Annotated in this window: 12 protein-coding genes and 3 tRNA genes; 14 read left to right on the top strand and 1 reads right to left on the bottom strand. The window is 38.5% G+C overall.

Features of this window, described 5'->3' with window-relative positions:
• From ACFX4G_RS26415 to rocF, 4 genes are all read left to right on the top strand, one after another.
• A tRNA-Lys gene (locus ACFX4G_RS26415) sits at positions 1–73 on the top strand.
• 9 nt (positions 74–82) lie between these two features.
• A tRNA-Gly gene (locus ACFX4G_RS26410) sits at positions 83–157 on the top strand.
• 22 nt (positions 158–179) lie between these two features.
• Positions 180–255 (top strand) — tRNA-Ala (locus tag ACFX4G_RS26405).
• Between the two features lie 163 nt (positions 256–418).
• Positions 419–1318, top strand: a complete 900-nt coding sequence (rocF, locus tag ACFX4G_RS26400; RefSeq protein WP_013054967.1) for an arginase — start codon at positions 419–421, stop codon at positions 1316–1318.
• Positions 1319–1400: 82 nt separating this feature from the next.
• On the opposite strand, the gene ACFX4G_RS26395 is transcribed toward rocF, so the two are convergent.
• Positions 1401–1571 carry an aspartyl-phosphate phosphatase Spo0E family protein gene (locus ACFX4G_RS26395; protein WP_223260213.1) on the bottom strand — a complete coding sequence of 57 codons (171 nt, stop codon included), beginning with the start codon at positions 1569–1571 and terminating at the stop codon, positions 1401–1403.
• A gap of 155 nt (positions 1572–1726) precedes the next feature.
• Between ACFX4G_RS26395 and sigW the strand changes: the two genes are divergently transcribed.
• From sigW to ACFX4G_RS26345, 10 genes are all read left to right on the top strand, one after another.
• Entirely contained in the window at positions 1727–2290 is a 564-nt protein-coding gene (sigW, locus tag ACFX4G_RS26390) for an RNA polymerase sigma factor SigW (RefSeq protein WP_013054969.1), read from the top strand.
• Positions 2291–2304: 14 nt separating this feature from the next.
• Positions 2305–2910, top strand: a complete 606-nt coding sequence (locus ACFX4G_RS26385) for an anti-sigma factor family protein (RefSeq protein WP_013081391.1) — start codon at positions 2305–2307, stop codon at positions 2908–2910.
• 192 nt (positions 2911–3102) lie between these two features.
• Positions 3103–3924, top strand: coding sequence for a diadenylate cyclase CdaA (gene cdaA, locus ACFX4G_RS26380; RefSeq protein WP_013054971.1), 822 nt, complete (start codon positions 3103–3105; stop codon positions 3922–3924).
• The gene (locus tag ACFX4G_RS26375; RefSeq protein WP_097825458.1) at positions 3917–5470 is read left to right on the top strand and encodes a CdaR family protein; all 1554 of its coding nucleotides are present in this window, start codon (positions 3917–3919) and stop codon (positions 5468–5470) included. Before cdaA ends, ACFX4G_RS26375 begins: the two co-directional genes overlap by 8 nt.
• A 28-nt stretch (positions 5471–5498) precedes the next feature.
• The gene (gene glmM / locus ACFX4G_RS26370; RefSeq protein WP_013054973.1) at positions 5499–6845 is read left to right on the top strand and encodes a phosphoglucosamine mutase; all 1347 of its coding nucleotides are present in this window, start codon (positions 5499–5501) and stop codon (positions 6843–6845) included.
• Positions 6846–7275: 430 nt separating this feature from the next.
• On the top strand, positions 7276–9078 hold the full coding sequence (gene glmS / locus ACFX4G_RS26365; protein WP_043977775.1) for a glutamine--fructose-6-phosphate transaminase (isomerizing): 1803 nt from the start codon (positions 7276–7278) through the stop codon (positions 9076–9078).
• Between the two features lie 861 nt (positions 9079–9939).
• Positions 9940–10656, top strand: coding sequence for a YebC/PmpR family DNA-binding transcriptional regulator (locus ACFX4G_RS26360; protein WP_013054976.1), 717 nt, complete (start codon positions 9940–9942; stop codon positions 10654–10656).
• A gap of 158 nt (positions 10657–10814) precedes the next feature.
• On the top strand, positions 10815–12146 hold the full coding sequence (locus ACFX4G_RS26355) for an SH3 domain-containing protein (protein ID WP_377577990.1): 1332 nt from the start codon (positions 10815–10817) through the stop codon (positions 12144–12146).
• Between the two features lie 160 nt (positions 12147–12306).
• Positions 12307–14199 carry a PTS mannitol transporter subunit IICBA gene (locus tag ACFX4G_RS26350; RefSeq protein ID WP_097825559.1) on the top strand — a complete coding sequence of 631 codons (1893 nt, stop codon included), beginning with the start codon at positions 12307–12309 and terminating at the stop codon, positions 14197–14199.
• 60 nt (positions 14200–14259) lie between these two features.
• Positions 14260–16350, top strand: a complete 2091-nt coding sequence (locus tag ACFX4G_RS26345) for a BglG family transcription antiterminator (RefSeq protein WP_377577987.1) — start codon at positions 14260–14262, stop codon at positions 16348–16350.
• The last annotated feature ends 1 nt before the right edge of the window (position 16351 follow it).

The following is a 16351-nucleotide window of genomic DNA, read 5'->3' as shown; positions in this document are numbered from 1 at the left end:
GAGCCATTAGCTCAGTTGGTAGAGCATCTGACTTTTAATCAGAGGGTCGAAGGTTCGAGTCCTTCATGGCTCATTTTAATAAGCGGAAGTAGTTCAGTGGTAGAACACCACCTTGCCAAGGTGGGGGTCGCGAGTTCGAACCTCGTCTTCCGCTCCATTTCTATATAAAAAAAGATATTGGGGCCTTAGCTCAGCTGGGAGAGCGCCTGCCTTGCACGCAGGAGGTCAGCGGTTCGATCCCGCTAGGCTCCACCATACATATAAACGTATAACCTTTAAGCAAATTGCTTAAAGGTTTTTTTGTGTAGTTTTTACAAATTAGAATTGTATATATATTCAAAAAAGTGTCGAGTTGAGCCATCGCTCATTTAGCCGTTACAATAGGAGAGTAGCAACATTTGTGATGGGGGGACATATTATGAATAAGCTTTCAATTATTGGAGTACCAATGGATTTAGGTCAAACTCGCCGAGGGGTGGATATGGGGCCAAGTGCGATACGATATGCAGGTGTTATTGAACGCATCGAGAATATTGGATATAGTGTAGAAGATAAAGGGAATATTGAAATTGCCTTAGCTGAACGAGTACATAGTGATGAAAATACAAACTTAAAGAATTTAAAAGCTGTAGCAGATGCTAGCGAGAGGCTTGCTCAGACCGTAAGTGATGTTATTACAAATAAAAGGTTTCCTTTAGTGCTAGGGGGAGATCACAGCATCGCTATCGGAACACTAGCAGGAGTAAGTCGTCATTATAAAAACTTGGGCGTGATTTGGTATGATGCACACGGAGATTTGAATACAGCAGATACGTCTCCTTCAGGAAATATTCACGGTATGCCATTGGCGGCAAGTATAGGTATAGGAGACGACGCATTGACTCGAATTGGTGGTTATACACCTAAAGTCAAGCCTGAAAATATTGTGATTATCGGAGCACGTTCTTTAGATGAAGGAGAAAAAGAGTTAATAAAGGAAAAAGGGATTAAAGTGTATACGATGCATGAGATAGATCGAATGGGTATGACAAAAGTAATGGAAGAAACAATTTTATATTTGCGTGATAAAACAGATGGCGTTCATCTATCACTCGATTTAGATGGATTGGATCCACATGATGCACCTGGAGTAGGAACGCCGGTCATCGGTGGAATAAGCTACAGAGAAAGTCATTTAGCTATGGAGATGTTAGCAGAATCTCAGCTAATCACTTCTGCTGAGTTTGTGGAAGTGAATCCTATTTTAGATGAACGGAATAAAACAGCTACCGTAGCTGTTGCATTAATGGGCTCACTTTTAGGAGAGAAATTAGTATAAAACATTAGTACCTACCAAAAGGTACATAAAATATATATGAAGATAAAAAAAAGAAGCTCTTAGTTCGGATTCGAGAGCTTCTTTATATAGAGAAAAACTTTTCATATTCATTTAATAAACCATCTAGCTCTGAACTGACTCTCACTACTGTTAGTGATGATAAAGGGTTTTCTGCTGCAAGAGTGACCATGTTATTTCTGCATTCTTCAATTTGATTCAAAAGGTTCTCTTTTGTATGAGTCAAGCTTTCCACTCCTCTTCTTTTCATCTATACTAATTACATAACCTACGTATGATCTTTTTAAACGTATTTGACAAATTTTTGTTAAAATAATTAAGCATAAGTGAAACTTTATGATAAAGTACACGTATATATACTATCCCGCAATGGGCGGAGGTAACCGTTACATGGATTTATTATTAAAAAGAAAAATAAAAAAAGTAAAAAAAGGTGACCAGGATGCGTTTGCTGACATAGTAGAATATCACAAGGATAAACTTTTTCATCTATGTTATCGAATGTTAGGAAACCGGGAAGAAGCCCAAGACGCTGCCCAAGAAGCGTTTATTCGAGCCTATGTAAATATTCATAGCTATGACACGAGTAAAAAGTTTTCCACCTGGTTATATCGAATTGCTACAAATCTTTGTATTGATCGAATTCGTAAAAAAAAGCCAGACTATTATTTAGATGCAGAAGTAGCCGGGACCGACGGGTTAAATATGTACTCTCAAATAGCTGCCGATCAGGCCTTACCAGAGGAAGAACTAGAGCAAGTAGAATTGCAAGAATTCATTCAGTCGGAAATATTAAAGCTACCTGAGAAATATCGAACTGTCATTGTCCTAAAATATATAGATGAGCTGTCGTTAAAAGAAATCAGCGATATTTTAGACCTGCCTCTTGGTACGGTAAAGACTAGAATTCACAGAGGACGTGAAGCTTTAAGAAATCGACTTCGCCACTTGTAAGGAGTGAACTAAGAATGAAATGTCCAAAAATGTATGTAAATCTCATTCATGAGCATTTAGATGGAGATATTACAAAAGAAAATGAACTGTTATTAAAAGAGCATTTGCATCAATGCAAAGGTTGTCAGCAGCATATGCATCAGTTAAAAAGAACCATTGCATTTGTGCAAAGCACTTCTCATATAGAATTACCTATGAACTTTACAGCAGGTGTTATGGCTGGGTTACCACGTGAGAAGAATCGAATTCGAATGAATAGATGGTTTACAAACCACCCGATTCTTAGTGCAGCTGCTGTATTTGTGCTGTTAATGTCCGGCACCGTGTTTTCAGCTTGGGAAACGGATGAAGACTTTTCTGTTTCAAAGCAGCCGAACTTGGTCATTCACGATAAAACAGTCGTTGTACCAAAAGGTGAGACCGTCAAAGGTGATATTACTGTGAGAAATGGCGATATTAAAATTGAAGGAAAAGTAGATGGAAACGTTACTGTTATACATGGTGATAAGTATCTAGCTTCTGCAGGAGAAGTGACAGGCAATATTGAAGAGTTAGACAAGATTTTTGACTGGGTATGGTATAACGTCAAAACTCATGCCAAACAAGCTGTTGACTTTTAATAGTTGAAACATAAAACCGTCCGCTTATCTTGTTAGAGAGGAACAGTGGACGGTTTTATTTATATAAAAAGAAGGCTACATTATATAGGAACAAGGATTTAAAAATAAGATGTAATTTACAGTGTAATTTTGTTTTATGGTATAATAAAACGGTTATGTTATCTTTATTACATATATAGAGGAAGTGAGAAGATGCCTATTGGAGACCTGCCAATCCTCTCATATTTAGGAAAAATTGTTGATGTTCTCCTGGTATGGTTCGTCATATATAAATTAATTATGGTCATAAGAGGTACAAAAGCAGTACAGCTTTTAAAAGGAATTACGGTGATTTTAGTTGTTCGCTTTATAAGTAACTTCCTTGGACTAAATACGCTGCAATGGTTAATGGACCAAGCGTTAACGTATGGGTTTTTAGCTATCATTATTATCTTCCAGCCAGAGCTGCGCCGAGCGCTTGAACAGCTTGGGAGAGGACGTTTGTTTTCACGCAGTAATTTGCCTGAAGAAGACGAACGTACCGTTACGATTGAGGCGATTATAAAAGCAACGCATTATATGGCTAAAAGACGCATAGGTGCATTGATCTCAATCGAAAGAGAGACGGGTATGGGTGATTATATTGAAACAGGTATACCGCTCAACTCTAATATTTCTTCTGAATTATTAATCAACTTATTTATACCAAATACACCACTTCATGATGGAGCGGTTATTTTACAGCGGGATCAAGTAGCCGCTGCAGCATGTTACTTACCTTTATCTGAAAGTCCTTTTATTTCAAAAGAATTAGGTACTCGCCATCGTGCTGCTGTAGGAATAAGTGAAGTAACAGATAGTGTGACTGTCATTGTATCTGAAGAAACTGGAGGCATTTCCGTTACCAAAAATGGTGAATTGTATCGTGAATTGACAATTGATACATTGAGAGAAATGCTAGAAAAAGAATTAGTCACAACTTCTAAAGCAACTTCTTCCACTCGTTGGCAATGGAGGTTGAAGAAGAATGGATAAATTGATGAATCGATCGTGGGTTATGAAAATTATCGCGTTGCTGTTAGCCTTCATGTTATATTTATCTGTTAATTTAGATGATGGTGCCAGTTCATCAAATAAGATTCTGAACCGAAGCAGTTCTGCCAACACTGGAGTAGAAACATTAACAGATGTTCCGGTTCAAGTATCCTATAATGAGAAGAACAGAATTGTAAGAGGTGTTCCGGATACGGTGATTATGACACTGGAAGGTCCTAAAAATATTTTGGCTCAAACAAAGCTACAAAAAGATTATCAAGCTTATATTGACCTTGATAATTTAAGCTTAGGGCAGCATAGAGTCAAGGTTCAGTATCGAAATATCTCTGATAATTTAAACGTAGTGGTTAAGCCTGATATTGTAAACGTAACAATTGAAGAACGCGATTCAAAACAGTTTTCAGTAGAGGCAAGCTATGATAAAAACAAGGTCAAGAATGGATATGAAGCAGGGGAAGCAACTGTTAGTCCAAGAGCCGTCACGGTAACGGGCGCATCAAGTCAATTGGACCAAGTTGCTTATGTGAAAGCTATTATTGATTTAGATAATGCTTCAAAAACAGTGACGAAACAAGCAACTGTTGTCGCACTAGACAAGAATTTAAATAAATTGAACGTAACAGTTCAACCAGAAACGGTCAATGTAACAATCCCAGTGAGAAATATTAGTAAAAAAGTGCCGATCGATGTGGTTCAAGAAGGCACGCCAGGCGACGGTGTCAACATTACGAAGCTAGAGCCTAAAACAGATACAGTAAAAATTATCGGTCCATCTGATTCTTTAGAAAAAATCGATAAAATTGATAATATTCCAGTCGATGTTACCGGTATTACGAAATCTAAAGATATTAAGGTGAACGTCCCTGTTCCAGACGGAATAGATAGTGTAAGTCCTAAACAAATTACCGTTCATGTGGAAGTAGACAAACAAGGTGATGAGAAAGACGCAGAAGAAACGGATGCAAGTGCAGCTGAGACTAAGTCATTTAAGAATTTACCGGTTTCTTTAACTGGTCAATCCTCAAAGTACACGTATGAACTGCTTTCTCCTACTTCAGTAGATGCGGATGTAAAAGGACCAAAATCTGATTTAGATAAGTTGACGAAAAGCGGCATTAGCTTGTCAGCGAATGTAGGGAATTTATCTGCCGGGGAGCACACGGTTCCTATTATGATAAATAGTCCCGACTCCGTTACATCAGCTCTATCGACTAAACAGGCAAAAGTTCGTGTAACAGCGAAAAAACAATCAGGGACAAATGATGAGCAAACAGATAAAGAAACAAGTGGAAGTACGAGCGATAAAGAAACAAAGCCAGACACGGGAACTGGATCAGGAACAAATCCTGGGACGGGAAATTCAGGTGATTCAGCTGATAAACCAAGCGAAGAGACTGATACACCTGAAGACAATACAGATACACCAACAGATAGTACAGAAACTGGTGACGACAGTAGTAATAATCAAAGTGATGAAAATTCTACACCCGTAGATGGACAGACAGATAATACATCAGGAAACTAAATGTTTTGACATGAAGGAGAGAAAATTAATGGGTAAGTATTTTGGAACAGACGGAGTAAGAGGAGTTGCCAATAGTGAATTAACTCCTGAGCTTGCTTTTAAAATTGGACGCTTAGGTGGTTACGTTCTAACAAAAGATTCAGAGCGACCAAAAGTATTAATCGGACGCGATACACGCGTTTCTGGTCATATGTTAGAAGGAGCGCTTGTTGCAGGATTGCTTTCAATTGGAGCAGAAGTTATGCGACTAGGTGTTATTTCAACTCCAGGGGTAGCGTATTTAACAAAAGCACTTGGCGCACAAGCAGGAGTCATGATCTCTGCTTCGCACAACCCAGTTCAAGATAACGGAATTAAATTCTTTGGTCCAGATGGATTTAAACTTTCAGATGCCCAAGAGAATGAAATTGAAGCGTTAATGGATAGTGACACAGATCAATTACCAAGACCCGTTGGGGGAGACTTAGGTCAGGTAAATGACTACTTCGAAGGTGGACAAAAATATCTGCAATACTTAAAACAAACGGTTGATGAAGACTTCTCAGGTATTCATGTGGCATTAGACTGTGCGCACGGGGCAACGTCATCTTTAGCAGCACATTTATTTGCAGATCTAGATGCAGATATCTCTACAATGGGGGCATCTCCAAACGGATTAAACATCAATGACGGTGTAGGATCTACACATCCGGAAGCATTAAGTGCCTTCTTAAAAGAAAAAGGAGCGGATGTTGGGTTAGCATTTGATGGAGACGGAGATCGTTTAATCGCAATCGATGAAAAAGGCGAGATTGTAGATGGTGATCAAATCATGTTCATTTGTGCAAAATACTTGTATGAACAAGGGCGTTTAAAGAAAAACACGCTTGTTTCTACCGTTATGAGTAACTTAGGTTTCTATAAAGCACTAGAAGCTAGCGGGATTGAAAGTGCACAAACTGGTGTAGGCGACCGTTATGTAGTGGAAGAAATGAAAGCTAATCAATATAACCTAGGTGGAGAACAGTCAGGTCATATTATTTTCTTAGATTACAACACAACAGGTGACGGTATGCTTTCAGCTATTCAGCTTGTAAATATTATGCAAGCAACGAAAAAGCCTTTATCAGAATTAGCAGCCGAAATGAAGAAATATCCTCAGCTTCTTGTAAATGTAAAAGTAACAGATAAGCATCATGTTACAGATAACGAGAAGGTAAAAGTGGTTATTGAAGAAGTGGAAAAAGAAATGAACGGTAATGGCCGAGTACTTGTACGCCCTTCAGGAACAGAGCCGTTAGTACGTGTGATGGTTGAAGCACAAACACAAGAAGAATGTGAAACTTATGTAACGCGTATCGTAGAAGTAGTAAAAGAAGAAATGGGCTTAGAGTAATTCATTAATTATATGCATAAGCGGTGACGTTTCAAGCCGTTTATGCATATTTTTATATTGTTGAGAAAAATTCTTGGAAATTATCTGATGCTAAAGGCTGTTTTTACAGATAGTAAAGAAGATAATTGACGTTTTCTCACTTCTTATTGTAATATTAAATCTGTTCGTCTCTTAATTTATGTAAAGGAGTGAACAATCTAGTTTAAAAGTGAATACAAAGCGCCTGAACTAAGTAAAGGGACGGAAACGACTTAGTTGACGAGGAGGAGGTTTATCGAAGTATCGGCGGATGCCTCCCGGTTGTTGATTATCACGGCCGAAAACTTGATGTGAAAAACAATGAGGTGACTTATTGGACAAAAGCATTGAGATGATAATCATTGATGATGAAAAGAGACTCTCTTTTCATACATGAAGGAGGATTTTATCTATGTGCGGAATTGTAGGATATATTGGAACAGAAGATTCGAAAGAAATTTTATTACGTGGTCTTGAAAAGTTAGAATATCGTGGCTATGACTCAGCAGGTATTGCAGTTGTTAACAATGAAGGCGTACACGTATTCAAAGAAAAAGGCCGTATTGCAGAATTGCGTCAGGCAGTAGATAACAGTGTTGTAGCACCAGCAGGTATCGGTCATACGCGTTGGGCAACTCATGGTGTACCAAGCCAAGAAAATGCTCATCCGCATCAAAGTACATCTGGACGCTTCACACTTGTGCATAACGGTGTAATTGAAAACTATGCTATTTTGAAACGTGAATATTTACAAGATGTAACGTTCAAAAGCGAAACGGATACAGAAGTAATCGTTCAGTTAATTGAAAAAATCGCAGCAGAAGGCTTAGATGTAGAAGAAGCGTTCCGTAAGACAGTGAGCTTGCTTCACGGTTCTTATGCACTAGCTCTTGTTGATAACGAAGATAAAAATACAATCTACGTAGCTAAAAATAAAAGCCCGCTTCTTGTAGGTGTTGGCAAAGGATTTAACGTTGTAGCGAGCGATGCTATGGCAATGCTTCAAGTAACAGATCAGTACGTAGAATTAATGGATAAAGAAACAGTAATTGTTACAAAAGAAGGCGTAACAATTAAAACGCTTGATGGTGAAGTGGTAGAAAGAGCACCTTATACAGCAGAGCTTGATGCAAGTGATATTGAAAAAGGTACGTACCCTCACTATATGTTAAAAGAAATTGATGAGCAGCCTTTAGTTGTTCGTAAAATCATTCAAGAGTATCAAAATGAGAACAATGAACTGCACATTGATGCTGACATTTTAGGAGCAATGGATGAAGCAGACCGCATCTATATCGTAGCATGTGGAACAAGCTATCATGCAGGCCTAGTAGGTAAACAATTCATTGAAACGTGGGCGAAGGTTCCAGTAGAAGTGCACGTAGCAAGTGAATTCTCTTATAACATGCCGCTTTTATCTGAAAAGCCATTGTTTATCTTTATTTCTCAAAGTGGAGAAACAGCTGACAGCCGTGCAGTATTAGTTCAAATTAAAGAACTAGGTTACAAAGCGTTAACAATCACAAACGTTCCGGGATCAACATTATCTCGTGAATCTGATTATACGTTATTACTTCATGCAGGTCCGGAAATTGCTGTAGCATCAACAAAAGCTTATACAGCTCAATTAGCAGTGCTATCAATTCTAGCGGCTGTAACAGCAAAAACACGCGGCATTGAATTAGAATTTGATTTAGTTCAAGAGTTAGCAATCGTAGCAAACACAATGGAAGTACTTTGCGACGACAAAGAAGAAATGGAAAGCATTGCTCTTCAATTCTTAGCAACAACTCGCAACGCATTCTTTATTGGACGTTCTGTCGATTATTATGTAGGTTTAGAGGGTGCGTTAAAACTAAAAGAAATCTCTTACATCCAAGCAGAAGGGTTTGCTGGAGGAGAGCTTAAGCACGGAACAATCGCTTTAATTGAAAACAATACGCCAATTATTGCATTAGCAACACAAGAGCATGTAAACTTAAGCATCCGTGGTAACGTAAAAGAAGTAGTAGCACGTGGAGCTAATCCTTGTATCATTTCAATGAAAGGATTAGAAACAGAAGAAGATCGCTACGTGATTCCGAAAGTTCACGAAACACTTTCACCACTAGCAGCGGTTATTCCTTTACAATTAATCTCTTACTACGCTGCATTGCACCGCGATTGCGATGTAGATAAACCACGTAACTTAGCAAAATCAGTTACTGTAGAATAATAAGGTTCTAGACACCCTTCTATTATAGAAGGGTGTTTTTGTATATAATTCTCATTGAACTAAAAAATATATTTGCTTGCTCAATTTATTTTATATAATAGAGTAGGTAAATGAACGAAACTCACTTATAAAAAAGGAAGTGAAAAGTATTAGTGGAGTAGCTCAAAGTATAAAGTACGTGTTGCGAGGCATTTTTTTTGTCTTGTATTTTCCCTTTTATTTTGTATTTCAAATTTTGTGTAAGCTATGGATATATTTTATCGTTAAGCCCCTCATATGGATAGGAACAAGAATTATTCAACCTGTCATTGATTTCATTTGGAGATACATTATACGTTTCTTGTTCGTTTATCCTATTTCTTGGCTATGGAGTGTCCTCATCTATCCTTTTATTCTCTTCGTTTGGAAACGATGTTTTTTGCCTATAACTAGATTTATATGGAAGTACGTTTTATACCCTGTGTTGTATCTAGTTTGTTACCCTTGTTATCTTTTCTGGAGATATGTTGTGCTGCCATTTTACAATGAAATTGTTATCCCTGTGGTTTCATTTTGTCAGCGTATATTTCTCTGTTTCTGGAAAGGAGTTAAGTGGATCGTAATTCATATGATCTACTATCCTTTACGGTGGATTTGGATGAGATGTATATACAAACCGCTTAAAAATGTATATACAAAAATCATTCAGCCGGTTATCAAATGGTTTTCTCATTTATTTAGTTAATGAAATATACCAAAAGATTGCTTGTCTTTTTTAGGTATTAAACTCGAAAGATAAGAGGGAATTGATGTATAATAAAGACGGATATATCATTGCCTATTTATTTTATTAGATTCAATTTTGAAAGAGAGTGAAACAATATGGGCCGTAAGTGGAACAATATTAAAGAAAAGAAAGCGTCAAAAGATGCTAATACAAGTCGTATATATGCCAAGTTTGGCCGTGAGATTTATGTGGCTGCGAAACAAGGCGAGCCAGATCCAGAATCAAACCAAGCGTTAAAAGTTGTATTAGAACGCGCGAAAACATACAATGTGCCAAAAGCAATTATTGACCGTGCGATTGAAAAAGCAAAAGGCGGATCAGAAGAAAATTACGATAATCTTCGTTACGAAGGTTTTGGACCAAATGGCTCAATGGTTATCGTAGATGCTCTTACGAATAACGTAAACAGAACAGCTTCAGACGTGCGTGCTGCTTTTGGTAAAAACGGCGGTAATATGGGAGTAAGCGGATCAGTAGCGTACATGTTTGATCCAACAGCTGTTATTGGTGTAGAAGGTAAGGATGAAGAAGAGACGCTAGAACTGTTAATGGAAGCAGATGTAGACGTGCGTGACATTTTAGAAGAAGAAGATTCTGTAATTGTTTATGCTGATCCGGATCAATTCCATGCGGTACAAAAAGCGTTCAACGATGCTGGTATTACGGAATTTACAGTAGCTGAGCAAACGATGCTTGCTCAAAATGATGTAACTCTTCCTGAAGATGCACAAGCTCAGTTTGAAAAAATGATTGATGCATTAGAGGACCTAGAAGATGTGCAGCAAGTATATCACAACGTTGATTTAGGATAATAGTGAAAGAGGCAGACCTATCAAAGAGGTCTGTCTTTTTTTATAGGCCGTGTGAAAAGCATCTATTGACCCTTTCCCTTCTTTTGGAATATGGTAAGATAATGAATTAAGAATAGAAAATAGTAGAATTTTATAAGAGATAAATGGAGGGAAAGCAGTTGAAAAAATTAATGGTGGGGATGGCGTTAACAGCTACACTTGCAACGGCTGTAACGCCTGGCTTTGGCTCAATCGGAGGAAATCAAGAAAAGGCATATGCAGCGACAGTTACATATAAAGTAACGGCAAGCAAGCTAAATGTGAGAAGCGGAGCGGGAACGACTTACGGGATTATCGGCAGCGTAGTGAAAGATCAAACGCTATCTGTGGTGAGTAAAAGCGGAAGCTGGTACAAAATCAACTATAACGGCCGCACGGGCTATGTAAGCAGCGATTATGTACAAGCATCAGGAACAGCAACGCCGCCAGCAGAAAGCACAACGTACACAGTAACGGCAAGCACGCTGAATGTAAGAAGCGGAGCAGGTACCAATTATGCATCCATAGGAAGTGTGACAAAAGGCCAGAAGCTGTCTGTGGTGAGCAAAAGCGGAAGCTGGTACAAAATCAACTATAACGGCCGCACGGGCTATGTAAGCAGCGATTATGTACAAGCATCCGGAACAACAACGGCCCCAACAACGCCGCCAGCAGAAAGCACAGCGTACACAGTAACGGCAAGCACGCTGAATGTAAGAAGCGGAGCGGGCACTAGCTATGCATCCATAGGAAGTGTGACAAAAGGCCAGAAGCTGTCCGTGGTGAGCAAAAGCGGAAGCTGGTACAAAATTAACTATAACGGCCGCACAGGCTATGTAAGCAGTGACTATGTACAGGCTTCAGCTACAGCGTCTCCAAAACTCGTAGTCGATTCTTTTAAAACGTTAGGTAACGCTCAGCAAGTCATCTTGGTTACAGCAGATAACTACGATACGAAGTCTGCTAAAATTCAAACGTTTGAAAAAGTTGATGGGAAATGGAAGCAAGTTTTAACTGCGAACGGTGTACTTGGACAAAAAGGATTCGCTTTATCGAAAAAAGAAGGAGATATGGAATCTCCGACAGGGAAATATACAATTGGCACAGCATTCGGAAGCTATGCAAACCCTGGAACTAAGCTTCCATATCGAAAGATTACAGCAAATGATGTGTGGGTAGACGATTCAAAAAGCTCTCTATATAATACGTGGCAGCAAAAGCCGGCTAATGGCCGCTGGACGAGCGCTGAGAACATGGACATCCCCGCTTACGACTATGGGTTCGTCATTAATTATAACGAATCTAGAACGCCAGGAAAGGGAAGTGCAATCTTCTTCCATGTAGGAACAAATTATACCGCAGGATGTACGGCTACTTCTAAAGAACAAGTTGTCTCTATTTTAAAATGGTTAAACCCAGAGAAAAATCCGGTTATTATTCAATCTCCTGTAAGTGAATTAGATAAATATTAAGTTAGAAAGCAGCTGAACTTTGACAGTTCAGCTGCTTTTTTATGTAATTAAAAGCTTTGTCTGTCTGTGGTACGACAAAGTTAGTTTTCCTATTCATTGAATGAAAGCGTTTAATCTCTTACGATTAAAGTATCATCACTTAGAGAAAGGAAGAGAGCAAATGGCTCAATCTAATATAAAAGTAGCTGTACAAAAGTTTGGGAACTTTCTAAGTTCAATGGTTATGCCAAATATCGGAGCATTTATTGCATGGGGACTTATTACTGCTTTATTTATTCCAACAGGCTTTTTTCCAAATGAAAGCCTTGCCAAACTAGTGGATCCAATGGTCAAGTATTTGCTTCCGCTGCTAATCGGCTACACAGGAGGAAAGCTTGTCCACGATCAGCGCGGAGGCGTTGTAGGTGCTATAGCGACCATGGGCGTCATCGTTGGATCTGATATTCCGATGTTTCTAGGCGCTATGATTATGGGACCACTTGGCGGTTATATCATCAAGAAGTTTGATCAGTTTATTGAAGGTAAAGTCAAAACAGGATTCGAGATGTTAATTAATAATTTCTCAGCAGGTATTCTTGGAGGAATTCTAGCAATTCTAGCCTTTTTAGGAGTTAGTCCAGCCGTGGACGGATTTACAGGCGCGCTTGTAGTGGGTGTAGATTGGATGGTTGCACATGGCCTTCTTCCACTTACAAGTATTCTAATTGAACCAGCTAAAATTTTATTCTTAAACAATGCTATTAATCACGGTATCTTATCTCCGATCGGAGCAGAACAAATTCGAACAAACGGACAGTCAATTCTATTGTTATTAGAAACAAATCCTGGTCCGGGATTAGGAATTTTGTTAGCGTATTGCTTCTTTGGAAAAGGAACAGCAAAACAGTCAGCGCCGGGAGCAGCCATCATTCATTTTATTGGCGGAATTCACGAAATTTACTTCCCTTACGTTTTAATGCGTCCGCTTCTAATCATTGCGGCTATTTTAGGCGGAATGAGCGGCGTATTTACATTTGTTCTTTTAGGCGGAGGCTTACAAGCGGTTGCTTCACCGGGAAGTATTTTGGCTATTTTAGCTGCTACACCAGGTAATGCAGGCAGCTATGTTGCAAATATCTCCGGTGTTCTCGTTGCAGCCATCGTATCGTTTATTGTAGGTTCGTTAATTTTAAAAACGGGCAAGCAAACAGAAGATTTGGATGAAGCAGCTCGCAAAATGCAAGAGATGAAAGGCAAGAAGAGCTCTGTAGCAGGAAGCTTTACAAAACAGCAAGGAGAAGTACCAGCAAGCGTTCAGAAAATTGTTTTTGCCTGTGACGCAGGTATGGGATCGAGTGCGATGGGCGCCTCTCTTCTTCGCAAGAAAGTTAAACAAGCAGATTTAAATATTTCGGTAACGAATACAGCCATCAGTAATATTCCAAGTGATGCTCAAATCGTTATTACACAGGAAGAGCTGACGCCAAGAGCTCAAAACAAAGTTCCAGATGCGTATCATATCTCGGTTGATAATTTTCTATCTAGTCCGGAATATGACAAACTAATTGATCAACTAAAAAATGATCATACTACTTCTAAAGCGGAAGAAGAAAAAAGAGTATCTGCAGAAAATAATACAGATAGTAATGATGGTTTATTAAAAGAAGAAAACGTTTTCTTAAATCAGCACTTTTCTTCTAAGGAAGAAGCAATTCGATTTGCAGGGAGCGTGTTAGTAAAAGGCGGATATGTAGAAGAAAACTACGTTGAAGCGATGATTGAGCGCGACAATATGACTTCTACTTATATGGGAAATGACGTAGCGATTCCGCACGGTACGGAAGAAGCGAAAAAGAACGTTTTAAGGTCGGGTTTTACAGTGATTCAAGTGCCAGAAGGCGTTGATTTTGATGGTGAGAAAGTTCGTTTGATTTTTGGAATTGCCGGAAAAGACGGCACTCATTTAGAAATTTTATCTGGTATCGCGATTACATGTTCTGATATGGACAATATTGAAAAGATGGTTCATGCCAAATCAGCTAAAGAATTAATGGCTATTATTCAAAGTAACTAACGGGATAGAAAGGCATGGAAATGCCTTTTTATCCTTTGTTTATAAATAAGAAAAGAGTTGATGTTCTTGTTTATTACTTCAAGAGAAAAATCAATCATTGAGTTAATTATTAAAACGGCAGGAAAACATACAGCCCTTACACTTGCTACTTTTTTGAATGTAAGTGTAAGAACCGTTCACCGAGATTTGAAGGCAATTGAATCAATACTTGAAAAATTTGATTTGAAGCTGATTCGTACGCAAGATGAAGGACTAATGATTGAAGGTAAAAATGAACAAATTTTTCGCCTTATCCAAGAGCTGATGAAGATTAAAACGACGGATCAGTCTCCACAGGAAAGAAAACTAATTCTTTTAATTCTTCTTCTAGAAGAAGGAGATTCATTTAAATTACAAACGCTGGCTAAAGACTTAGAAGTAAGTATTACTACACTCACTGCTTATTTAGATGAATTAACAGAGTGGTTAACCACATTTGACGTTTTCCTTCAACGAAAGAGAGGGGTGGGAGTAGAGGTTCAAGCTACTGAAGCCAATAAACGAAAAGCATTAGCTAATTATTTTCTTGTTTACTTTAATGAAGAGTTAATTGAGTGCATGTTTTTAGCAGAAAACCAGCAGCATACGGATGAAACGATTTTGCACTATTTTTATCCGGATTATTTGGCAGAAGTAGACAGAATTGTACATCAAGCGATTAATCAGCATCATTCTAAGCTGGCTGACAGCGATTATATAGGGCTCATTGTTCATATTTGCATTATGATACAGCGAACGAAAAAGCAAATGTATCTAGAAGACGACGGCGGCCAAACGGAAGAACTGGCGAGTGAAATGTTTTTAATGAAGGATATTTGCCGCGAAATTGAACGGGTATTTTCTCTTTCTTTTACAGAAAAAGATATTCATTTCTTAGCAGTGCGGCTGCGTGCAGCAAAGTTCCAAACTACTAGAGACGTATATTACGACAGCGTAGTGGTTGGGCAGATTATTAAGAATATGATTGCTCACGTTTCTGTTCAGCTTAACACCGACTTAACCGGTGATTTTTCCCTTTACCAGGGGCTGCTCGCTCATATGGAACCGGCAATTTTTCGTCTTAAGCAAAAAATGGAGCTTTTTAATCCATTAACAGAAGAGATTAAGAAAAAGTACCCGGTTTTATTTATGGCTGTGAGAAACAGTATCGATCAAGAGCTGCCGCATTTAGTTTTTCCAGATGATGAAGTAGCATATCTTGTTTTGCATTTCGGTTCAACGCTAGTGCTAAAAGAAGAAGTTATGGAAATTCAGGCACTGATCGTCTGTCCAACTGGAATTGGCACCTCGAAAATGTTAGCTAGCCGTATTCGTAAAGAGATTCCGGAGATTAATTCAGTTGTCATTAAATCGGTAAAAGAAATCAAAGAAGCCGCGCTTGAAGGGTATGACGTAGTGATTTCAACAGTAAGACTGCCTTTTTTAAATGTCGATTACATTTTAGTCAATCCACTCTTAACCGAAGAGGATATTCAATCCGTCCAGAATTTTTTACAGAAAAACATTCAAAAGTTAACCAAAGATAAGGACTATCGCTCGTTCCAATATAAAAATAAGACTGTTTCTAAAGAAAAACCGTCTTTTGAGGAAACGATGAAGCAAATTAAAGATGTGCATGGAAGTATCGAATCAATTCTTCAAAACCTTAGAATGTATCGATTTTCGGGTGAAGTGAGTCACGATCAAGTGATTTCGCAAGTAGTAAAAGCTGCTGAAAAAGAACGTTTAATAACCAATGCCAGCTGCGTTATTCATCAGCTTAAGGAACGAGAAAACAAAGGCGGTTTAGGCATTCCGCAAACGAGTATGGCACTGTTCCATTGCCGTGAACATCACGTGAACGAGCTGATTTTTCAAGTTTCACATTTAGAACAGCCTTGCACAGTTAAAGGCATGGACGGAACAAACATGCAGGCGCGTAACCTTCTATTAATGCTCGCACCTGAAGAGTTAAGTGAAGCACAGCAAGAAATTTTAAGTTTAATTAGTACCAGTTTAATTGAAGACCATGAAGCAATGATGATTTTTTCGTCTTCGAACGAAGAGATAATTCGCAAAAAGCTAGAGGATACGTTTCATGAGTACCTTCGAAATAATTTGATAAAGGAATGAT

The sequence above is a fragment of the Priestia sp. YIM B13486 genome (assembly GCF_042787865.1).
Classification (GTDB): Bacteria; Bacillota; Bacilli; order Bacillales; family Bacillaceae_H; genus Priestia; species Priestia megaterium.
This window is presented reverse-complemented; position numbering and strand designations above follow the sequence as displayed.